Genomic DNA, 22,767 nt, shown 5'->3' on the forward strand with positions numbered 1-22,767 from the left:
GTCGCCTTATCCGACCTACAACAAACCCAATTCAGCCTGCGCGGAGCAAGGTTTTCATTTTTTCACTGCGGCAAAACGGGCGCTTGAGTTCCGCCACCAGCGGGTGGCGCGACAGCACAATCGTCACCGCAAATGCCAGCGCGCCCGCCGCTACCTGCAGACCCAGCAGCAGGCTTAACGCCAGTTGGCCCTGCAGCACAATGCCCAGTCCATAGCTAATCACCAGCGTCGGTATGGAGAGATAAAACGGCAGCCACAGGCTGAGCATGTACTGCCTGTAGCTCGGCCCCAGCACCGGTTTAATCATCACGAAGTAGCTGAGAATGGTGTTAACTACCTGCACCAGCAAAAAGCCCAGCGTCACGCCCATCGCGCCTGCCAGATGTCCGCCAACGAGAATGGCCGGAATAAACAGACAGGTTTTGAAGACATTGAATTTGAAGCTGATATCAACGCGGGCTTTTGCCATCAGTAACGAACCTATCGGATTACCGACAGAGCGCAGCAGCCCAACGACACACAGCAGTTGCAGGATCGGGACGATGGCGCGCCATTTCTCACCGAACACCAGCGGTACCAGATTGTTCGCCACTACCATCAGGCCCAGTAGTGCCGGGAAGTTGATAATGCCGACCACCGACAGGAGTTTGTAGAAGTTCACCCGCAGTTTTTCACTGTCGTCCTGTATTTTGGCAAACGCCGGAAACAGCACGCGGGTGATAATCGGGTTCAGCTTGATGGGCGGGACCACCGCCACGTTCCAGGCCAGATTAAATCCGCCCGCCACGCCTGCGCCCAGCGTTCGGGCCAGCACCAGCGTGGAAAGATTGGTGTTGATATAATTGATGATGCTGTCCGCCGTCAGCCAGGCGCCAAAGCGCAAGTTCGACGTCACCGATGCGAGTGAAAAATGCAGCCCGGGGCGGTAAATCTGGCGGCCAAAATAACCAAACAGCAGCGTACGCAGCGCGCAGTTCACCAGATACCCCAGAATGGCAGTCATCGCCAGCGGCCAGAAATGGGCGCCGATCACGGTCACGGTAAACCCGGCCAGTACCGCGCTGGTTTCAATCATGCCAATTTTGTTGAACGCCATGTCCTTTTGCATCAGCGCACGGAACTGCTGCCCGTGCGGGATCAGCACAAACGCCAGCGACAGCGTTTTAATCAGCGGTGCCAGGTCGGGGTTATTCAGGACATCAGCAATCACCTCACCGAGCAGGAACATCGCCAGGCACACCAGCATCCCTAGCCCGACGTTCAGCCAATACAGGGTGGTAAGTTCAAGATAGCCAATCGCTTTGCGCTGGATAATCGAGTTGGCAATGCCGAAGTCGGAGAGCGTATCGGCCAGTGCGATAATCACCAGCGACACGGTCAGCAGACCGAACTGATGGGCGTCAATGATGCGCGCCAGCACGGTCATCTGAATCAGCCCAAGGCCAATGATGAAAACCGTGGCAATCGCCGACCACTTGGCACCGTTAAGGGTTTTTTCTCGTAAGCTCATGTTTAATACGCCGCTTTGTTAACAAAACCCTTAAATACCGTCAGAAAAACAATCTTGATATCGAACCACACGCTCCATTCGCGAATGTACTCGAGGTCAAACTCCACCCGTTTTTCCATTTTTTCCAGCGTGTCGGTTTCCCCGCGCCAGCCGTTGATTTGCGCCCAGCCGGTAATGCCGGGTTTCACCTTATGGCGCAGCATGTAGCCTTCGATAAGCGTGCGGTATTGCTCGTTGTGTGCCACCGCGTGCGGGCGCGGCCCGACGATCGACATGCCACCGGTCAGCACGTTAATAAACTGCGGCAGCTCATCGAGCGAGGTGCGGCGCAGGAAATTACCCACGCGGGTGACACGCGGATCGTTTTGCGTCGCCTGGGTGACGACCGCGTCGTTTTCCATCACCTTCATCGAGCGAAACTTCCACACCTTGATCGGCTTACCGTCCATGCCGTAGCGGGTCTGGCGGAAAATCACCGGCCCCTTTGAGGTGAGCTTCACCGTCAGCGCAATGCCGCACAGCACCGGGGAAATCAGCAGCAGGATTAGCGAAGCCAGCACGATATCTTCCGCGCGTTTCAGCAAGCGATTAATGCCCGATAGCGGCGTGTCGTACAGCGGCACCACCGGCACACCGTTCATCTCTTCAATGCGTGAATGCAGGATGTTGAAGGTAAAGACGTCGGGGATCAGGATCACCGAACAGGTGGTGTCGGCCAGGTCGCGCACCAGTTTTTTTACGCGGGTGCCGTCATTCATCGACATGGCAATATAGACGTTGTGAATGCGGGCAGCTTTAGCGTCATCCACCAGCTGTTGCAGATTTCCGGCCCAGTCGCGGGAGTTTTTTCCTGGGACGGGATCGTGATAGACGCCCGCCACTTCAAAGCCCAGCCACGGTTCATGGCGAAAGCTGTCCAGCAGCAGCTGTCCGGCAGGGAGATCGCCCGCTACCGCCACCCGACGGGTGTTATATCCACGATTGCGCAGCCACCCTGCAATGTAGCGAATAAACGCGCGGCACAGCAGCAGACCGACGCTGGACAGCAGATACCACGCCAGCCAGACGGCGAATCGGTTATCAAAATCGTTGTTAAAGGCAATTAACCCCGCGCTGAAAACCAGGCTCAGCGTCCAGTTTTGCAGCAGCAGCACCAGCTCGGTGGAAATTTTGACCCCGCGCCAGGAACGGTAAAAATCGGTGATCCCCCCCAGCATCTGAAAAACCACCAGCGTGATCAACGCCACCAGCAGGTGCATGTACAGGAAGGGCAAACCGCTCAGTTCACAGACCAGCCACAGTCCGCCAAACATGATGGTGATATCTGAAAAGCGTTGCACCATTGAGATTAACGACGCATTGGTTTTCGCGCGTTGGCGCTTTTTTAGATGTGTCATCGTGGTTCCTGTTAGTCACCCCTTGCCCACTGTCGGGCAAGGGAAGCACCGACATTACTGATTCAGCAACGCCAGAAGAGTGCGCGTTCGCGCTTCCATCAACGGAATGTCTCCGCGCGATTCCACGTTCAGGCGCACCACCGGTTCGGTATTGGAGGAACGTAAATTGAAGCGCCAGTCGACAAACGACATGCTGATGCCATCGGTTCTGTCCACCGCCAGCGCCTCGCCGGAGAAATGCTGCTCTACCCGGTCAATCGCCACCTTCGGTTCTGCCAGAGTGCTATTGATTTCCCCGCTCGCCGGATACGCCGCCATGCGGTCGCGAACCAGTTCGCCAAGCCGCTGTCCTTTCAGGCACACCAGTTCCGCTACCAGCAGCCACGGGATCATTCCGCTGTCGCAGTAGGCAAAATCACGAAAATAGTGATGGGCGCTCATTTCGCCGCCGTAAATGGCATCTTCATGGCGCATTCGTTCTTTAATGAAGGCATGACCGGTTTTCGACATCACCGGCTTACCGCCCGCCGCCGTCACCACATCGACCGTGTTCCACGACAGACGCGGGTCATGAATGATCTTCGAGCCCGGATTTTTCTCCAGAAACGCCTCCGCCAGCAGGCCGACAATGTAGTAGCCCTCAATAAACTGGCCGTTCTCATCAAACAGGAAGCAACGGTCAAAATCGCCATCAAAGGCAATCCCCATATCCGCGCCGTGTTCAATCACCGCATTACGGGTATCCGCCCGGCATTCCGGCAGCAGCGGGTTGGGAATACCGTTCGGGAAGGTGCCGTCAGGCGTGTTGTGGATCTTGATCAATTCAACCGGGACACCGAGAGACTGAAAACGGGCTTCAATGGCGTCCAGCACCGGGCCTGCCGCGCCGTTACCGGCGTTAAGCACCAGCTTCATCGGTTTAAGGTTTTTGACGTCGATGTAACCAAGCAGATGGTCAATGTAAGCCGCGCGCGGATTGATGGCGGTGTAACGGCCACGTCGGGACGCATCCACAGGCGGGAAGTCGTTGGCTTCCGCCAGCCGTTGGATCTCGCGCAGACCGTTATCGCCGCTGATGGGCCGCGCGCCCTCACGTACCAGCTTCATGCCGTTGTAATCCAGCGGATTATGGCTGGCGGTCACTTCAATACCACCGTCCACGCCGAGGTGGAAGGTGGCGAAGTAAATCTCTTCGGTGCCCGACATGCCGATATCCAGCACATCCACGCCCGCATCCTGCAGCCCTTTTGCCAGCGCCATCTTCAATGCGTTGCTGGTCAGGCGGACATCACCGCCCAGCACCATGGTTTTCGGTTGCAGAAACTCACCGCAGGCGCGGCCAATGCGCCAGGCGATGTCTTCATTGAGCTCTTCGCCCAGCCTGCCGCGAATGTCGTAGGCTTTGAAACAGGTTAATGTCGTCATGTTTTACCCTTCTTCAGGCAACAGTTGGCCCTGACTCTTAATGAGCCTTTTAATGAGTGTTAAATGCATTGCCCGGTGCGCTTCACTTACCGGGCCTACGGTGTTGTAGGCCGGATAAGCGCAGCGCCATCCGGCAAGATATTCAGTGCCTAAACCCGACCGTAGCGATCGGCAAAGCGCACTACGTCGTCCTCTTCAAGGTAGGATCCCGATCGCACTTCAATCAGATCGAGCGGGATTTTTCCGGGGTTCTCCAGACAGTGCGTCGCTCCCAGAGGGATATAGACAGACTCGTTTTCGCCGAGCAGTTTGATGTCTTCATCGATCGTCACCTTCGCCGTCCCAGCCACCACCACCCAATGCTCTGCGCGGTGATGGTGCATCTGCACCGACAATCCCTCGCCAGGTTTTACGGTAATGCGTTTAACCTGGTAACGTTCTCCGGCGTCGATGGAGTCATACTTGCCCCACGGACGGTACACTTCGCGGTGAATATGATGCTCATGGCGGCCGTCAGCTTTAATCTGCTCCACCACTTTTTTCACATCCTGTACCGCGTTGCGATCGGCTATCAGCACCGCGTCTTTGGTCTGCACCACCACCAGGTCTTTCACTCCGACTGTGGTCACCAGTCCGGACTCCGCGTACACGTAGCTGTTTTCGGTTTTGTGACTAATCACGTCGCCGTGATGCACGTTGCCTTCGGCGGTATGAGCGCTGATCTCCCACAGCGAAGACCACGATCCCACGTCACTCCAGCCCGCGCTCATTGGCATCACCACCGCGTCCACGGTATGTTCCATCACCGCATAGTCCACCGACTCTTCCGGGCAGGCGAGAAACGCCTCTTCATCGACGCGGATAAAATCGAGATCGGGATCGACCGTGCTCATTGCCTTTTCGCAGGCACTCAGAATGTCGGGTCGGTACTTTTTCAGCTCTTCCAGATAGCGCCCGGCACGGAACAGAAACATGCCGCTGTTCCAGTAATAATCGCCGCTTGCCACGTAGGCTTGTGCGGTGTCCTGATCCGGTTTTTCCACAAACTGCGCCACCGTAAAGGCAACCGTATCGGTAGTTGCGGGGCAAACGTCACCGCGACGAATATAGCCGTAACCGGTCTGTGCCGAGTCCGGCACGATACCAAATGTCACCAGCTTGCCCGCCTCGGCATGCGGCATCGCATTGCGAACCGCCTCGCGAAACGCCTCTTCGTCGGTAATCACGTGATCTGCCGCCAGCACCAGCATCAGCGGGTCAGCGTCCGGACTGTGACGTTTTGCCGCCAGCGCGGCCAGCGCAATCGCCGGGGCGGTATTACGTCCGGCGGGTTCCAGAATGATATTTTCGGTCAGCTTGTTGAGCTGTCTAAGTTGTTCGGCAACGATAAAGCGATGCTGCTCGTTGCAGATAACCACCGGGCTTTCGCACTCCACGCCGTTCAGACGGCATATCGTGGTTTGCAGCATGGTGAGATCGCCCTTCAGGCACAAGAACTGCTTGGGATACAGGACGCGGGACAGCGGCCATAACCGGCTACCGGAGCCACCGGCCATCACCACTGGAAAGAGTGTGCGTTGACGCATGATTTATCCCCGTATATCTGCAATAAATTGGCTAAGCACGCGGTCTTTTTCCAGCGTGCGTTCGGCATAGTCACGTGCCACCGTGTTGATGTCAGGCATGATTAGCGCCTGGGTAATTCCGGCCACCAGCGCACTCACCGACTCCGGCTCCACGCATACCGCAATCCCCGGATGGTCCTCGCAGAGTTGGCCCAGTTCGGTATCAGGCTCCGCGGTGATCACCGCATTGCCACCCACGGCAAGAATATTGGTCAGCTTGGAGGGTAATACCGCATCCGCCGCACCGCGCTTTTGCACCACTAAATGACAGTCGGCCATCTTCAGCAGCGCAGGCAGTGCGTCATAAGATTGCAGGGGAAAAAATTTAACGTTTTCCAGGCCGCGCTCGCGGACCCTGTTTTCCAGTCGCGCCTTGCCGCCACCCTGCCCGACAATCACAAACAGCCAGGGCTGAGCACTCAGCTCGTCGGCGGCATCAATCACGCTCTCCAGTCCCTGCTTTTCACCGATGTTGCCCGAGTAAAGAATGATTTTTTTTCCTTCAGGCACACCGAGTTTTTGCCGCAACGCCCGGGCATCATCCGCGGTCACGTCGCGAAATCGCGCCACTTCCGACCAGTTAGGAAAGAAGATGACCTTTTCTTCAGCGACCCCTTTTTCCTGCGCTTTATTCATCATCGAACGCGAGATGGTTGAGACATAGTCGACGTTATGCAGGCCGCTGCGTTCAAACGCGCTGGCCAATGTGGCCACTTTGCCGCCCCTGCTGTTCCCGGCCATTCCGAGGCCAAGCATGGCGTCAACTTCATAATCCTGAATGTGCAGCAGCGTGCGTGCCCCGGAGAGTTTCGCCAACAGGCGCATCCCCGGTGTGCAAAACAGCGTCGGCACCACGCCAATAATGCGATCGGGCTTCCAGCGTCGCTGCGCCATCAGCGGGAAAAAACTGCTCACGGCAAAACTGCCCAAATGCAGCAGACGTTTCAGCGTTGAGGGCTGCTTTGGCACATACAACGGACAGCGCCAGACGGTGGCATCGCCTTCTTCCCGACGATAACGCCAGGCGGAATAACGGCCGTTCACTTTCCACTGCGGGTAGTAAGGCGGCGCGGTGATCACCCGAACGTCATGCCCGGCTTGCGCCATCCACTCCACCATTTCGCCGGTGTATTTGCCGATCCCGGTCAGTTCCGGCGAATAATTAATGCCGTACACCAGAATTTTCATAAGCCCGGCACTCCGGCCTGACGTTGCGGCATAAAGTACGCCCGGCTGTTATCGTGAACGTTATCGCTGGCCAGCAACGCCTTCGGCGTCAGCCAGCGGTAGTCGTCATGCTGGGAATCGGGCAGACGCAGGTCTGCCTCACTCACCTTCAGGCGAAAACCGAGCACCACATAATGGGTGGTGAAATCGGTGCCCGAAAAGTTATCGTCATAGAAGTGCTGCCAGACGCCGTAAAACTCCGCGGAAGACAGCGGCAAACGTAACCCCAGTTCCGCCAGCGTCAGGCGCTCAAACGCGTCTTCGAGCCGTTCATCCTTCTGCACCCGTCCACCTGGCACAAACCAAAATCCCTGGGCGGGACGGTTGAGGCGTTGGCCCAGCAGGTACTCACCGCGCGCATTTTCCACCAGCAAATCAATGGAAATCAGCGGCGCACAGCGAACTACCGTGGCAAATTCTTCCTGACGTAAAAACATATTTACCCCCGGTACCGCTGCTGATTTTCAAGGAACCACTGATACGTGCTGGCTAGCCCGTCCTCCAGCGAGACCTCGTGGTACCAGCCCAACTGGTGTAAACAGGTAACGTCCAGCAATTTGCGTGGCGTACCGTCGGGTTTGCTGGCGTCAAACACCACGCGACCTTTGTAGCCCACGACCTTCGCGACCGTTTGCGCCAGTTCGCGAATGGTGCAGTCCACGCCGGTTCCCACGTTGATGTGCGACAACATCGGCTGGGTGTGCTCCTGCCACACCTCGCGGTCCAGTTCCATCACATGAATGCTGGCGGCAGCCATGTCATCCACGTGCAGGAACTCGCGCATTGGCGTGCCGCTCCCCCACACCACTACATCCGGCGCATTTTGTGCGCAGGCTTCATGAAAGCGGCGCAGCAGTGCCGGAATCACGTGCGAGTTACTCGGATGAAAGTTATCCTGCGGCCCGTACAGATTGGTGGGCATCACCGAGCGGTAATCGCGGCCGTACTGACGGTTATACGACTCGCACAGTTTGATCCCGGCAATTTTGGCAATCGCGTAGGGCTCGTTAGTGGCCTCGAGCGTTCCCTGCAACAGTTCGCTTTCGCGCATCGGCTGGTTAGCCCGCTTCGGATAAATACAGGATGAGCCGAGGAACAACAGCTTATTCACGTTATGGCTGTGCGCCGCGTGAATGATGTTGCTCTCAATCATCATATTTTCGTAAATAAAATCAGCGGGGTAAGTATTGTTCGCCACGATTCCACCCACCTTCGCCGCCGCCAGGTACACCTGGTCGATACGTTCGGTGGCAAAAAACTGCTGCACCGCACGGGCATCCAGCAGATTCAGTTCATCACGGGTACGCAGCACCAGCTCCACGTTGTCGCGCGTGGCCAGCAGCCTGACGATGGCGGACCCCACCATCCCGCGATGGCCCGCCACAAAAATACGTTGTTTCATCATCCTCAGTACTCCAGCGCGATGGCGACCTCATAGCCGTGAGATTTCAGCAGAGAATGTTTCTTCGCCGCTTCCAGATCGTTGGCAACCATTTCACTGACCATCTGGCTCAGGGTGATTTCCGGCTTCCAGCCTAGCTTGTCGTGCGCTTTTGCCGGGTCACCGAGCAACGTTTCGACTTCTGCCGGACGGAAATAACGCGGATCGACCGCAATCATCACGTCACCCGGCTTCACGCCCGGCGCATCGTGTCCGGTCACCGACACGACAATGCCTTTCTCCTCAACCCCCTGCCCTTCAAAACGCAATTTAATGCCCAGCTGCGCGGCCGCCATTTCGACAAACTGGCGCACGGAGTACTGCACGCCGGTGGCAATAACAAAATCTTCCGGCTGATCCTGTTGCAGCATCATCCACTGCATGCGCACATAATCTTTGGCGTGACCCCAGTCACGCAGGGAATCCATGTTGCCGAGATACAGACACGACTCCAGCCCCTGCGCAATGTTGGCAATCGCCCGGGTAATTTTGCGGGTAACAAATGTTTCGCCCCGGCGCGGAGACTCATGGTTAAACAGAATGCCGTTACAAGCGAACATGCCGTAGGATTCGCGGTAATTGACGGTTATCCAGTAGGCGTACAGTTTGGCGACCGCATACGGAGAACGTGGGTAGAACGGCGTAGTCTCTTTCTGCGGCGTTTCCTGTACCAGGCCGTACAGTTCAGATGTGGAGGCCTGATAGAAGCGGGTTTTCTTTTCGAGGCCGAGGAAGCGGATCGCCTCCAGCAGGCGCAGCGTACCAATCGCATCGACGTCCGCGGTGTATTCCGGGGATTCAAACGATACTGCCACGTGGCTCATCGCCCCGAGGTTATAGACTTCATCCGGCTGAACTTCCTGTAAAATACGGGTCAGGTTGGAGGTATCCGTCAGATCGCCGTAATGCAGATGAAATTTTGGATTACCCGAGTGCGGATCCTGATAAATATGATCCACTCGCTCGGTGTTAAACGACGACGCACGACGTTTAATCCCATGAACTTCATACCCTTTTTCCAACAGAAATTCTGCCAGGTAAGAACCATCCTGCCCGGTTACGCCAGTAATGAGAGCGACTTTTGACATGTTTACACCTCTTAAATGATCCCCTCAGGGAGTAACTTTCTCAACGCGTTCGCGCGTTACGACCGCAGGATTTCCCCGACAAACGGCATTGGCGGGCAGCGATTTAAAAACGCTGCTTCGCGCCCCAACGACAGTGCCCGCCCCAATCGTCACGCCGGGTGCGACAAATACATCTGTCGCCAGCCAGCATTTCTCGCCAATCACAATCGGCGTGGCGTTAATATCAAAGTGCGGGCTGGCATAATCATGGCTACCGGTACATAAATAACTTTTTTGCGAGATAACAGCATTGGCACCAATCGTAATCGTGCCCAGCGTATATAACACCGCGTCATCACCCACCCATGCGTAATCACCCAGGGTTAATTTCCACGGATAGGTTATTTTTACTGAAGGTCGAATAACGACGTTTTTTCCTATCTTCGCGCCGAATAAACGTAATAAAAATGCGCGCCAGCGGTACATCACCTGCGGTGATAGTCGAAATAATGTTGACTGTACCGCCCACCATAATTGCACTTTAATTGCACCACCTCCGCGAAAGCCTTTCGGCATCGTGAAGCCTTTTAAATCCTGCATATTTACCCCTTACATTTTGCCATATAAGGTTTTGGCCTTACCGGTGGTGCGTAAGCGCAAATGCCAGGACAGTTCGGCCCAAAAGCCCGGCATATGTAATATCTGACGCTGGACCTTTTTTGCATCCCGACATAACTCAAGATTATTTGTCGTCGATACGCCGCCCATAGAAAACTCAGAGACCAGTCCGCTTAATTTTTTAAAGGCATAACCAGATTTATATAATTTTGCGGCCAGCGCATAATCAGACGACACGTTAAATTGCAGATCGTAGCGCCAGGCATGCAGTCCATTGAGCGGAAAAAATATCGCCTGATGACTGGCCGGCAGGCTGTGATAAATATACCAACCGGGCTTGGCACGACGCTTAATTTTGTTTCCATCACCAAAATCCAGCAGCGCATCGCCGATCACCATCGCCTTGTCGCTTTGCGTTTTGAGCTGGCGGATAAATGACGCAGCATCCGCATGCAGAATATCACCGGAGTTCAGAAACAGTGCGAACCGCCCTCGCGCCAGGGCAATGCCTTTGTTCATCGCATCATAAATACCGTTGTCCGGTTCGCTGACAAACCGTAACCGGTGCTCACCGTTGAGACTCTCCAGAAACGCCTGCGTACCGTCCGCAGAACCGCCATCGATCACAATCCATTCAAAGCTGATGTCGCCCGCCTGCGCCAGATGGGCTAGCGATGCGTGGGTTTTGACGATCCCTTTCAGATTACGAAAGGCGACGGTGATAATAGTGAGCAGCATAGGAATTACCTCGCGATATTTAGCGCCTTGCGCAAAATAAACGGACAAACAATTAAAAACGCATATTCCGGGCTAAATACTGAACCGGTAAAAAAAAGCGACAGAGGCGTAAAAAGATAAAGCTGCACCTGATAATTCGGATTATCGCCAAACGCATTTAACATCATTTTCAGAACCTTTCCCATGTACCACACCGCTAATATCACAGCGAACCATGAGAAATAAATAATCAGCAGATACAAACCATTGTCTATTGTTTTTCCGACATCTGCACCGTTAAAAATTCCGAATGACGCTACATATTCATAAAGTGAGCCAAATCTGACTACGCCATCGATATTGAGCAATGAATAACCGACCATCACCAGCGGCCCCACAATACGGTAATACGATGACGACCCTTCCGTGCCTAAATCACCAAGTCGTGCGGCAATGTAGGGAAAAGCAAATATTACGCCAACCATAAACACGCTAAGTGAGATTATCGCCAGCGGTAACTTCTTTTTTATCGCTTCTTTGTTCAGATACTGAAACGCCCACTCCAGCAGGTAAAATAAAATAAAAGTCATTACCCCTGAAAACGATCCTGATAATATCACCCCTGCCAGAATCATAGCATCGGTCTTAGGCGTTTTGATACCAAACTGTTTGATGCTGAGCCAAATTGAGATTAATGCCAGAGCAAAGAATGCCGGTTCGAAATAAAGCGCGGTAGTTCGTTTACCACCAAACTTAATAAAGTTCAGAACATAACTGTTGCTGTAAATAAGATATTTCGAAATTGCTTCCATTAAACTGCTGCCACCGGTGAGAATAATCTGCGCCATCTCAACCGCAGCCAGCGCCACCACCAGCCCCACCACCAGCCAGAAAAAACGTAAAATCTTACGGTGGTTATGCGGGGAGACGGTTTTAAAGCGAATACTCCAGACCATGCCAATAATGATCACCGTATAGACAAACAGCATGGTGGAGGTCACATATTTGCTGGCATCCAGCGACTGACCAAACAGGTAATTAAAGGCCGTCAGCCCACCGCCAATCCCCAGCGCAATCAGCAGTTTTTTGATATTGATACGCTCAACAAACAGCAACAGCAGCAGCGGCAAAAACGTAACCACGGTGACCGGAAAACTTTCCCCCAACTGCACAAGCTTAACGTTGACCAGCAGGTACAGCAGCGGCAGCATCAAATAGCTACAGATTCTGATAGAACGAGACATAGTCCTCCAGCATCTGTTGGCCGCTGTAAGCGCTGCGGCTGCGCTGGCGAAAGGCCGCCAGCGACGTACCAAATACCGCCTGCGCGATCGCCGTTTTATTGCACTGCACCAGCTGCAGGACATCCTCTTCACTGAAGGTTTTTCCCCCCGATTTCGCCAGCACTTCCTGTGCGGCCTCACTGTGCGTGGCAATCACCGGTACGCCGATAGAAAGCGCTTCGCATAAAATCAGCGGGTAGTTATCCACTCGCGAGCTGAACACCAGTCCATCCATCAGGTTAAGCGCACTCATCAGTATGCGCTTGTCGGTTTCAAATCCATGATTGACCACGTTCGCGCCGCTAAACGGCGAGAATTTGCCGAAGGTATGCAGCTCTATTTTGTCGCCCAGCGCTATCATCTGTCGCACCAACTGTTGGTTGGTTTTGCCGTCATAGCGCAGGTCGTGAGCCACGATGGCGATTTTCGGCCGGCTGCGAGGCTCATCGTTTAGCGGCAAATCACTGAGAATGGCTTCGGTCGCGACATCGATCCCGTTGTTGATAATGGCGCAGCGCCCCGCGCCGTACAGGCTGTTAAACGCGTCAGCCACATGCTGACTGGGGGAGATAAACTGACAACCCAGCGCCAGCATGGCGCGAAACATCTGGCGTTTGCCGGGCAGTTGTTGATGCGCTTTATCAACCTTAACCGGCGGATAATTACTCAGCGTCGGGCATTTCCGGCAGCCGGTTTTCCAGCCTTCGCAGCCGTCAGTAAACGCGCAGCGCCCGGTCACGCTCCAGTGATCGTGCAGCGTCCAGACAAAGGTGATATCCGGTTTATGCGCCTGCACCTTTTGACAAAACGTCACCACCTCTTCCAGATTCAGCCAATAGCTGTGCAGCACGTGAAAATGCAGCACCAGTGGGCCTGCGGTGCGGGTGACTGTACGATACAGATTGTCGAGATTGCCAAACAGGTCGCGGTTAGCGAAGCGAAACAGCGCAATATTCAGCGCCGACGTCAGGCGCGGCGTATGCTTGAACACCTGCGGATAGTGATGGTGGCTGAGGCTTTTCTTACCGCTTTTGCCGTAGCCATAAATGAAGCGCGACGACAGCCCATGCTCCAGCGCCCGCAGGTGTAAATCCATCGCCACCCCTGCCGCGCCGCCTTCTGCCAGTCGGACATTAAATTGCAGGATATTCATTTTACGTCCTTTACTCGCGCTTTCTCACCCACCACCAGCGTATTGTCCGGCACGCTGTCCACAACGACGCTGCCAGCGCCAATCGTCACGTTATGACCAATGATGACATCGCCCAGCAAGGTGACATTGGCCCCCAACTCAACGCCGTTGCCGATCGTCGGACAGGCCAGATCGTTTGCGCCGAGGTTGCCGATGGTCACGCCATGACGCAGGGTAAAATCGTCCCCGGCCACCACGCGTTTGTTGATGACTACGCCATAGCCATGATGAATAGTAAAACGACGGCCGATAGTCGCAGCCGCCTGGATTTCATAGCCGAAAATACATTCGGTAATCAGGCGATACATCACCAGCACCGGTGCGGCCCACAGGTTATTCAGCACGTTTTTTTTGCGACAGACAGAGCAAAAATGGGCGGCCCGATAGGCCATCACCATGCAGCACGGCCGCAGACTCCAGCTATTGGCGCGGATATCTTCCAGCATACTTAGCGCCCCCGTAGACCGTCGGCCAGGCGTTTACCGTTACGCAGCGATAACAGGGTCAGCAACGTGCGCCAGTTCATGCGTTTGTTGCGGATCTGATACAGCGTAAACAGCTGATATTTTTTGCTGGCGCGGTCAAATTTGCCTTTGTGCTTACGGTAAAACTGGAAGTAACCGGAGAATTTTTTCGGCGATGAAGTAATGCGCATCTCGCCGTGATTCACATGCAGGATCTGCGTGGCTTCATTGACCTTCCATGGCTCGCCATAGGCCACCACCATGCGCAGAAAAATGTCGTAATCCTGTGCCGCTTTCAGCGAGGTATCGAACAGGCAGGCTTTGAACCGCCACGCCCAGGTAAAGACCTGATTGCCAATAATGTTGCGTTTATAGAACCTGCGCCGTGAGTACACCGACTTGGGATACAGCGGCAGGCTGGCGGGCTGGGAATAGACTTCGCCTTCGCAAATATAATCATTGGCATACAGAAACGCCCGAGTGACCAGCTGATGGCGATCTTTTAGAAACACGCTCAGGCGATTCGGCGTCCACTCATCGTCGTCGTCAATACCGGTAATGTACTGCCCGCTGGCCTGCATAATGGCCTGATTGCGCACCGCACACGCCCCGGAATTAAAGGCATTATGGGTATAGGTGACGCGCGGATCGTTCAGCTCTTCTACATACTGCTTTAATTGTTCATACGCAGAGGAGCAGTCATCCACGATGATCATCTCCCAGTGCGGATAATCCTGTCGCAGGACCGATTTAATCGCCCGGATCGCCAGTTGCTGACGATTCCAGGTCGGCATATAAATTGAAATGAGCGGGTTGTCTGTGGTCATTTTCATTCCCAGGGTATAAATATGTTTCTGTCGGCCGGATAAGGCGTTTACGCCGCATCCGGCAGGGTTGGTTATTTATTTCGAATCCGACGTGTATGCATATTCGTAGTAGCCGTAATCCTGATACCCGCTTGCGCGTCGGAAGATGGAGTTGAGGATCACGCCCTTAACCTGAATCCCGTTTTGCTCAAAGCGGCTCAGGCTGGTTTCCACCTCTTTCAGGGTGTTGACGGCATAACGAGCGACCATCAGCGTGGTGCCAACATGACGGCCAACAATGGCCGCGTCGGTCACCGCCAGAATGGGCGGGGTATCAATCAGTACCAGGTCATAGCGCGCACTGGCCCAGGCAATCAGCTCGCCAAAACGCTCGCTCATCAGCAGTTCAGAAGGGTTGGGTGGCACCTGACCGCGCGGGACCAGATCGAAATGAGGAATAGACGTCGGTTTGGCGCAAGTGGCCATATCGCCCTTACCCACAAGGATGTCGGACAGACCGTTGACGTTATTGGTGCCCAGCAACTCATGCGTGTACCCTTTGCGCATATCGCAGTCGATCAGCAGCACGCGTTTATTGGTCTGGCTGATCACCGCCGCCAGGTTGGCACAGACAAAGGTTTTGCCAATTGATGGGCTGACGCCAGTGAGCATCAGCACATTATTGCGCGCCTGCATCATGGCGAAGTGCAGGCTGGTGCGCAGGCTGCGCACCGCTTCTATCGCCAGGTCCGTGGGGTTACCCACCGCGAGCAGTTGGCTTTGCTTGTAACGTTTGATGCCTTTAATGGTCTGCACGTTATCACGCGCTTTTTGCCATTCCGACAGCGGAATACTGGCATATACGTTAATCCCCTGTTCTTCCAGCGCCTGCGGGCTTTCGATACCGCGGTTGAACAGCGAACGCAGCAGCACGCCGACCACTGATAGCATCAGGCCTAGCAGAATACTGCCGAGAATAATCAGCGCAGTTTTCGGCTTCAGCACGCCGGGCTGAGCAATGGCCGGGTCGACAATACGCACATCCCCTACCGTGCTGGCTTCGGTTATCTTCAGCTCCTGCTGCTTGTTCAGCAACTGCATATAGACCTGCTGACCGGACTCCACATCGCGGGTCAAACGGACAATTTCCTGCTGCGTTTTTGGCATCGCCGTCACCCGGCCGTTCAGTTTGCCTTTCTCATCTTCCAGCGCCTGACGTTTTTCCAGCAGCGTGCGGTAAGCTGGATGCGCTTTGGTGAACAGCTTGGAGATTTCCGCCTCCTTGAACGTCAGTTCATTCAACTGGGCGTCAATGTTAACCATCGAATCCAGCACCGCTTTGGCTTCCAGCGGTAAATCGACCGAATCTTTATCCTGACGAAAGGCGTTCAGTTTGTTTTCGGCAACGTCCAGACGGTTACGCACCTCCGGCAACTGCCTGGCCAGAAATGCCAGGCTTTTGGCAGCCTCTTCGGATTTACGTACGATGTTTTGTTCAAGGTAGTTACGGGTGATGCTGTCAAGGATCTGGCGGATCTGCTCGCGGTCCTCGCCGGTGAACGTCAGGCTCAAAACGCCGGTGTCTTTGCCGGTTTCCGTCACGCTGAGGTTATTTTGCAGGGCGTTTATCATGCCCAGCGTGGAATATTTGCTGACAGTAAAGGCGCTGCCAGCAGCAGCATGAATAGCGTTAACCTGCATCGTGACGCCGCCGCGGTTTAACGGCTGTCCAACCTGACCCTGGGCGCTAAAACCGCCGTCACTGATCAGCTGATAACTTTTATTATTCAGCACCTTAATGGTGAACGCTTGCTCATTCATTGCCTTTGGTAAGGTGAACGTCGTCACGTTAACCGTTTCGTTCTGGCGGCCCATCAGCCGGTCCCAACCCGCCCCAAACAGCGGGAATGTCTCCTTGGTGACGGCGATATCCAGATCCAGATCGTCCACCGTTTTCCCCAATACCAGCCGCGACTTAATCAGCTGAATTTCGGCTTCCGAGGCGGGTGGTTTATTCGATAACGCCGAGCCGATATCCTGCACCAGTGAATTGCCGGTGTTTTGCTCAATCTGCACCAGCGCATCGGCACTGTAGATAGGCGTGGCAAACAGCGTGTAAATGGCCGCGCACAGCGTAAAGGCCGCGGTAATACCCAGCACCCACCAGCGCGCTTCCAGCACCGTCCCGACCAGGCGACCGATATCAATTTCATCATTGCCGGTTGCTGACGCAGCAGACTGTTTTACGTTCTCTGTCATTGTTTTCCCTGCTCCGCGTTCAGTGCCTGAGCCCATTGGCGGGCAGACTGTTCAAGTAAGGCGTACACCGCGTCAAACGCATCCTGGCTTTTACGGTAAGGGTCAGGTATTTCGCGCTCACTGTCCCAGTGACCAAATAGCATCACCTTGCCGCGCATCTCCGGTGCCATATCACACAGCGCGGTAATGTGACGCTTCTCCATGGTGAGGATCAGGTCGTAATCCCGGCACATTTTTCCTGAGATTTGCCGCGCACAATGATTCTCCAGCGACAGGTTATGTGCCTGCGCCACGCTCACCGCACACGGGTCGGCTCCCTTGCCCACCAGCGCCCCGAGACCTGCAGAGGCGACCGTCAACGCCGGATGAAACTGCCTTAACAGGCGCTCTGCCGTTGGGGAACGGCAAATGTTCCCCACGCAGACAACTAAGATTTTGTTAAACATGTCGATTACCAGTTGTGAAGGTCGCTGGCCGTATCCGTCATATAACGAACACCGCTAATGGTCGGCAGCAACTGATTGATCAAACGGTTCCAGCGGGCGACCGGTGCGGTAGTGACATACACCACGTCGTAAGGCTGAAGGCGGAATTCCGTCGCCATCACCAGAGAGGTGGCATCGGACATATCGAGCTGATAAATATTGGCAATCTTGCCGTTGCGTGCGCCCTCGCCTTTCAATGGTCGAATGACGAAGATGCCGCTGGCATTGGAGGTGGTCAGGTCGATCCCTTCCGCATTGCCCAACGCTTCGGTTAGCGTCATACCGCTGAAGTCCATTTTGAGGGTGCTCTGTTTCTTCACTTCCCCCATTACGAAGACTTTCAGATCGTCGTTGCGTGGAACAAACAGAATGTCGCCTGGGTAAAGCAGTCGGTTCTGGCTGAGATCGCCATTTTGCATCAGTGCCTGCAGGGAAATTCGCTGCTCCTGACCGTTATGGGTCAGCACGACGTTACGCCAGTCCGCCGCCTCGGTCAGGCCGCCAGCGGCATTAATGGCGTCGAGAATGGTTAACGGTACGTTGGTAATGGCCTGCTGGCCGGATTTGTTCACCTGCCCGGAGACGTAAGCCTTCTGCGAGCGGAAAGCGGCGATATTAACGTCCACCTGCGGGTCAGCAATGTACTTCGCTAAGCGCCCGGTAATATCACTGCGGATTTCTGCCAACGTTTTCCCGGACACGTTGACTTTGCCAATGTAGGGATAAAACATGGTGCCATCGGGCTGAACCCAGTTGCCGGCATCGCTGGAGCTGCGGTATTGCCCCGCTGGCGTGGTCAGTTCCGGATGGTCCCAGACGGTCACATTCAGGACGTCGCCCGGGCCAACGCGATACTGGTATCCGGAAATCTCCTGGTCCAGCGAAGTATTGGGTTGGGCGACGTTTGGACGTGGGCGTAATTGTTCTACCAGTCGGGGCGTCAGTGGATAAACATTCACCATACGGTCGAGATCGAAATCAGCGTCCTGCTGCTTAATCACGTCTTTACCCATCGTCGACATATTGCTGCCCGGTAGTACGGTACAACCGTTTATCAAGATCACCGACACCAGGACGGGTATCAATTTAATTTTGGATTTCATCATTGATTATTTATCACTTTGGCAGAGTCATTATCACGTGCTTTCTAAATGGCAGTTTCACCTGTTCACATTTACCTTGCCGTTAATTGAAAAGAAATTTAACTGGCATCAATCCTAAAAATATTGAATTCATCTTCGGTCTGTTGACTGAATAAATCAGGCTGTTCATCAGGCGGCCAGGCACGCTACCGCCCCTGGCTTTGTTAGCTACCAATGCACTGATTAATTTAAATTTTTACCTTCCCCTTTATTTTCGCCATACCCTTCTCCGCGTCACATCAGAAAATGCAGCACGGAGCAAGGAAGAAATAGGCTTCTTGTTATATACGGAAAGAATTGTTGCAGCTAAAGGAATAGCAGGCAAGATAACAACACCGCTACCTCTTGCTTTTAAGATTAATATTAAGAATGAAATTTGAATATTTTTAGGATTTTATTGATATTGACAGCGCCAATATAAAAAACAGACCACCTGCGATATTTCCTAAATATATGCCGCGTTAAAAAATTATTTCCTGCAGCAACATTAAGGCTATTTCTCGACTGACTGCCGGATATCAATAACAGAGAAATCCGTTCCCGGCATTGCATTTTTCGCTGGCTTTATCCATGATCGAATTGTGACAATTGTCATACAACTATGGGTATCATTTTTACTATGGAATGGATTGCCGATCCGTCAATCTGGGCCGGACTCGTCACGCTAATCGTGATCGAACTTGTTCTTGGCATTGATAATCTTGTTTTTATTGCCATCCTCGCGGAGAAATTACCTCCAGCCCAGCGGGACAAGGCGCGTATTACCGGGCTCCTGCTGGCGATGGTGATGCGTCTGCTGCTGCTGGCCTCAATCTCCTGGCTGGTCACGCTGACCACCCCGCTGTTTAGCATTCGGGATCTGAGCTTTAGCGCACGGGACCTGATCATGCTCTTCGGGGGCTTCTTCCTGCTGTTCAAAGCCACGATGGAGCTCAATGAGCGGCTGGAGGGGAAAGACAGCGATAACCCCACCCAGCGTAAAGGCGCGAAGTTTTGGGGCGTGGTCGCACAAATCGTGGTGCTGGATGCCATCTTCTCGCTCGACTCGGTGATCACCGCCGTCGGGATGGTCGATCATCTGGCCGTGATGATGGCCGCCGTCATTATTGCCATTAGCCTGATGGTGCTGGCCAGCAAGTCGTTGACCCGCTTTGTCAACAGCCACCCTACCATCGTTATTCTGTGTCTTAGCTTCCTGCTGATGATCGGCTTCAGCCTGGTCGCCGAAGGGTTTGGTTTCCGCATTCCAAAAGGCTACCTGTACGCGGCTATCGGCTTCTCGGTCATGATTGAGGCATTAAATCAGCTGGCCATCTTCAACCGCCGCCGTTTTCTGTCAGCCAATCATACCCTGCGCCAGCGTACCGCTGAGGCGGTGATGCGTCTGCTGAGTGGACAAAAAGAAGATGCCGAACTGGATGCTGAAACAGCAGCCATGCTGGCCGATCATCATGAAGGTCAGATTTTTGCCCCGCAGGAGCGCCGGATGATTGAACGTGTGCTGAATCTGAATCAGCGCACCGTCAGCAGCATTATGACCTCGCGCCATGATATTGAGCATATCGACCTTAACGCACCCGAAGCGGAGATCCGCGCCCTGCTGGAGAAAAACCAGCACACGCGTCTGGTGGTCACCGGAGAAGATGAGCAGGAAGAACTGCTCGGAGTGGTACACGTCATCGACCTGCTGCAACAGTCGCTGCGCGGCGAACCGCTCGATCTACGCGCCTTGATCCGCCAGCCGCTGGTATTCCCGGAGACCCTGCCGCTACTGCCGGCGCTGGAGCAGTTCCGTAATGCCCGCACCCACTTTGCGTTTGTGGCGGATGAGTTTGGTTCCGTAGAGGGGCTTGTGACGCTGAGCGACGTGATGGAAACCATCGCCGGAAACCTGCCGAATGAAGTGGAAGAGATCGACGCCCGCCACGACATTCAGAAAAATGCTGACGGTTCATGGACGGCTAACGGGCATATGCCGCTGGAAGATCTGGTGCAATACGTCCCGATTCCCCTTGATGAGAAACGGGAATATCACACCATTGCCGGGCTGTTGATGGAATATTTGCAGCGTATACCGAAAACCGGGGAAGAAGTGCAGGTGGGCGACTATCGACTGAAAACGTTGCAGGTGGAAAACCACCGGGTGCAAAAGGTCCAGTTAATACCGCTGCACACTAATGACGAAGAGATGGATTACGAAGTGTAGGTGACGTGCCGGATGAGACGCTCTCGCGCCGTCATCCGGCATTATCCGTCAGAGTTTATCCAGCAGTTTTTTCACATCTTTGCCGCTACGGGACTCTTTGTTGCGATCGGCCCAGTCGTTCAGCCGACGTTTCGCTTCATCCTGTACATGCTTACGCAGCAGCTGGTCCACCTGCAGGTTATAGTTCAACGCCTGCCATGGCCCATAAATACGCAGCGGAACCGGCGTGGCTTTCAGGAAGTCAATCAGTTTGCTTTCCCCATCCCAGCCGCCCAACACACGCACGTTAAACTGCGTGTCACACGTCTGCTCAACCAGATCCAGCGTCCCTTTACCGGAAAGCGCTAACATGGAAGACAGCCCTTCCATCTCATCCAACGACACCTTGCCGTTATCCAGCGACAGCTCGGTGACAAAACGATCCAGTCGGGTCACGTTGTCCAGACTCTGCTGAGACTTCACGTCGCCGCCGCTGCGCTCAACGGCCTGCTGTACCAGCTGCTGGAAGTTCATCCCTTCCATGCGTGCGTCGCTCATATCAACATGGGCCTGCCCTTGCCAGCTGTGACGGAACGCCTGCGCGTCAATATCAGAACCGGAAAAATCGCCCGCCAGCGACAGCTTGCCGGTAAGCGCAATCGGATAGTTAAAGGCTTTCAGGATGGTACCGATTTCGACGTTTTCCAGACGCGGATGAAAGACTGCGTGCGGCTGCGCCTTTCTGGCATCCAGCTTGCCGGGCAGCGAAATCAACCCACCCTCACTCGTCCCCTGCAATTCAGTGATACTCAGCAAGCCTGACTGATTCGCCATTTTGGCTGAAACGTTATCAAAGGCCATTTTACGCCACAGGACTTTGTCTGCCTGTAGCGCAATATCTGCGGAAAAACCCCTGAGCCCCTGATACGACACGGCATCGACCTGGGACGCAATCACCGGTCGAGCGAGCGTTGACTGGCTTTGCCCCTGTTGCACCTCGCCGCTCGTTGCCGCCGCGGCGTCACGTTGCACCAGCAAGTTATCCAGATTGAGCAGACCAAAGCGCAGATCGACGCCCCAGTCCGGTTTATCAGACAGCGACACACGGGCTTGCCCGGACAGTGTGCTGTCGTTGGCCGTCAACGCAATCTGGTTAAACGCGAGCTGTTTATTCTCTTCCTGCCACTGAACCTGCAGCTTACCCTGCCCCTGAATCCCCTGCTGCGGCAGATCGGCGCCCTGTAACTGCCAACTGAGCTTCTCGATATTGGCCGCCAGGTTATGCGGGTAGTCAGAAGCATCAACGCTACCGTTAAAGGCTAAGGCCAGATCGCGCTGATCGCGGTTTACGCGACCAGAGAAGTCAAAGGTACCGCGATGCTGGGTGTCCTGTTCCATTTCCAGGTGAATGTCGCGAACCGTAATCTGTTCATCATCTTCATGCTGGAACACCAGCACGCTGTCGGCAACGCGCAGACGCGCGATGTCAAACGACCATCCACGGTCTTCGGCGACATCGGGCAACGTATTGTCTTTCGGGGCAATGGGCGCATCTTCGCCACGCACCGCTTCGGTCTGCGGCGTCAGCTGAATAACAGCACCTTTGAGCATCACCTGCTTCACACTGAGCTGGTGGCTCAACAGCGGCCATAACGCGACGTCCAGACGCATATTGTCAGCACGAACCAGCGGTTCGCTGGCCCCTTCAGCCGTTAACACCATGCGTCCAGAGAGGATGCTAAGCTGGGGCCAAACGTGCCAACGCAGTGGGCCGTCCAGTTGCAATTGATATCCGCTACGTGCAGCAACCTGCTTCACCATATACGCGCGAAAATCATTGGGATTCACCAACATTACTAACGCAGAAAAACCGGCCACCAGCACGACCAGGAGAATCATCAGCGTCGTCAGAAATCGTCTCATG

19 protein-coding genes are annotated in these 22,767 nt (G+C 54.5%); 1 reads left to right on the forward strand and 18 read right to left on the reverse strand.

Annotated elements, in window-relative coordinates; genetic code table 11:
* Positions 1-31 precede the first annotated feature (31 nt).
* From FDX22_RS07800 to FDX22_RS07880, 17 genes are all read right to left on the reverse strand, one after another.
* The gene (locus FDX22_RS07800) at positions 32-1,510 is read right to left on the reverse strand and encodes an MOP flippase family protein (protein ID WP_146716981.1); all 1,479 of its coding nucleotides are present in this window, start codon (positions 1,508-1,510) and stop codon (positions 32-34) included.
* 2 nt (positions 1,511-1,512) lie between these two features.
* Entirely contained in the window at positions 1,513-2,907 is a 1,395-nt protein-coding gene (gene wcaJ / locus FDX22_RS07805; RefSeq protein ID WP_096756594.1) for an undecaprenyl-phosphate glucose phosphotransferase, read from the reverse strand.
* A 54-nt stretch (positions 2,908-2,961) separates the two neighbouring features.
* On the reverse strand, positions 2,962-4,332 hold the full coding sequence (cpsG, locus tag FDX22_RS07810; protein ID WP_146716982.1) for a colanic acid biosynthesis phosphomannomutase CpsG: 1,371 nt from the start codon (positions 4,330-4,332) through the stop codon (positions 2,962-2,964).
* Positions 4,333-4,481: 149 nt separating this feature from the next.
* Complete coding sequence (gene cpsB, locus FDX22_RS07815; protein ID WP_146716983.1) at positions 4,482-5,918, reverse strand: mannose-1-phosphate guanyltransferase; 1,437 nt, start codon at positions 5,916-5,918, stop codon at positions 4,482-4,484.
* A gap of 3 nt (positions 5,919-5,921) precedes the next feature.
* Entirely contained in the window at positions 5,922-7,145 is a 1,224-nt protein-coding gene (wcaI, locus tag FDX22_RS07820; RefSeq protein ID WP_137399498.1) for a colanic acid biosynthesis fucosyltransferase WcaI, read from the reverse strand.
* Positions 7,142-7,621, reverse strand: a complete 480-nt coding sequence (locus FDX22_RS07825; protein ID WP_146716984.1) for a GDP-mannose mannosyl hydrolase — start codon at positions 7,619-7,621, stop codon at positions 7,142-7,144. The genes wcaI and FDX22_RS07825 overlap by 4 nt, the downstream gene beginning before the upstream one ends.
* Positions 7,622-7,623: 2 nt before the next feature.
* The gene (locus tag FDX22_RS07830) at positions 7,624-8,589 is read right to left on the reverse strand and encodes a GDP-L-fucose synthase (RefSeq protein WP_146716985.1); all 966 of its coding nucleotides are present in this window, start codon (positions 8,587-8,589) and stop codon (positions 7,624-7,626) included.
* Between the two features lie 2 nt (positions 8,590-8,591).
* The gene (gene gmd / locus FDX22_RS07835) at positions 8,592-9,713 is read right to left on the reverse strand and encodes a GDP-mannose 4,6-dehydratase (protein WP_146716986.1); all 1,122 of its coding nucleotides are present in this window, start codon (positions 9,711-9,713) and stop codon (positions 8,592-8,594) included.
* Positions 9,714-9,737: 24 nt separating this feature from the next.
* Positions 9,738-10,292 carry a colanic acid biosynthesis acetyltransferase WcaF gene (gene wcaF / locus FDX22_RS07840; protein ID WP_096756587.1) on the reverse strand — a complete coding sequence of 185 codons (555 nt, stop codon included), beginning with the start codon at positions 10,290-10,292 and terminating at the stop codon, positions 9,738-9,740.
* A 9-nt stretch (positions 10,293-10,301) separates the two neighbouring features.
* A complete protein-coding gene (wcaE, locus tag FDX22_RS07845) occupies positions 10,302-11,048 on the reverse strand; it encodes a colanic acid biosynthesis glycosyltransferase WcaE (RefSeq protein WP_146716987.1) in 747 nt (248 codons plus the stop codon).
* A 5-nt stretch (positions 11,049-11,053) separates the two neighbouring features.
* On the reverse strand, positions 11,054-12,271 hold the full coding sequence (gene wcaD / locus FDX22_RS07850; protein WP_135911806.1) for a colanic acid polymerase WcaD: 1,218 nt from the start codon (positions 12,269-12,271) through the stop codon (positions 11,054-11,056).
* On the reverse strand, positions 12,246-13,463 hold the full coding sequence (gene wcaC, locus FDX22_RS07855; protein ID WP_146716988.1) for a colanic acid biosynthesis glycosyltransferase WcaC: 1,218 nt from the start codon (positions 13,461-13,463) through the stop codon (positions 12,246-12,248). Before wcaC ends, wcaD begins: the two co-directional genes overlap by 26 nt.
* Positions 13,460-13,948: a colanic acid biosynthesis acetyltransferase WcaB gene (gene wcaB, locus FDX22_RS07860; RefSeq protein ID WP_146716989.1), complete on the reverse strand. Its 489-nt coding sequence runs from the start codon at positions 13,946-13,948 to the stop codon at positions 13,460-13,462. Before wcaB ends, wcaC begins: the two co-directional genes overlap by 4 nt.
* Positions 13,949-13,950: 2 nt before the next feature.
* Positions 13,951-14,793: a colanic acid biosynthesis glycosyltransferase WcaA gene (gene wcaA, locus FDX22_RS07865; RefSeq protein WP_096756582.1), complete on the reverse strand. Its 843-nt coding sequence runs from the start codon at positions 14,791-14,793 to the stop codon at positions 13,951-13,953.
* A 75-nt stretch (positions 14,794-14,868) separates the two neighbouring features.
* Positions 14,869-17,031: a tyrosine-protein kinase Wzc gene (gene wzc / locus FDX22_RS07870; protein ID WP_146716990.1), complete on the reverse strand. Its 2,163-nt coding sequence runs from the start codon at positions 17,029-17,031 to the stop codon at positions 14,869-14,871.
* Positions 17,028-17,477 (reverse strand): low molecular weight protein-tyrosine-phosphatase Wzb, encoded by a 450-nt coding sequence (wzb, locus tag FDX22_RS07875; protein WP_096756580.1) that lies wholly within the window; start codon positions 17,475-17,477, stop codon positions 17,028-17,030. Before wzb ends, wzc begins: the two co-directional genes overlap by 4 nt.
* 5 nt (positions 17,478-17,482) lie before the next feature.
* Positions 17,483-18,622: a polysaccharide export protein gene (locus FDX22_RS07880; protein ID WP_096756579.1), complete on the reverse strand. Its 1,140-nt coding sequence runs from the start codon at positions 18,620-18,622 to the stop codon at positions 17,483-17,485.
* A gap of 655 nt (positions 18,623-19,277) precedes the next feature.
* Here FDX22_RS07880 and FDX22_RS07885 point away from each other — a divergent pair.
* Positions 19,278-20,864: a TerC family protein gene (locus tag FDX22_RS07885; RefSeq protein ID WP_115259923.1), complete on the forward strand. Its 1,587-nt coding sequence runs from the start codon at positions 19,278-19,280 to the stop codon at positions 20,862-20,864.
* A gap of 48 nt (positions 20,865-20,912) precedes the next feature.
* Here FDX22_RS07885 and asmA read toward each other — a convergent pair whose 3' ends face one another.
* Complete coding sequence (asmA, locus tag FDX22_RS07890; protein WP_146716991.1) at positions 20,913-22,766, reverse strand: outer membrane assembly protein AsmA; 1,854 nt, start codon at positions 22,764-22,766, stop codon at positions 20,913-20,915.
* Between the last annotated feature and the right edge of the window lies 1 nt (position 22,767).

This window comes from Citrobacter sp. TBCS-14 (assembly GCF_005280805.1).
GTDB lineage: Bacteria > Pseudomonadota > Gammaproteobacteria > Enterobacterales > Enterobacteriaceae > Citrobacter > Citrobacter gillenii.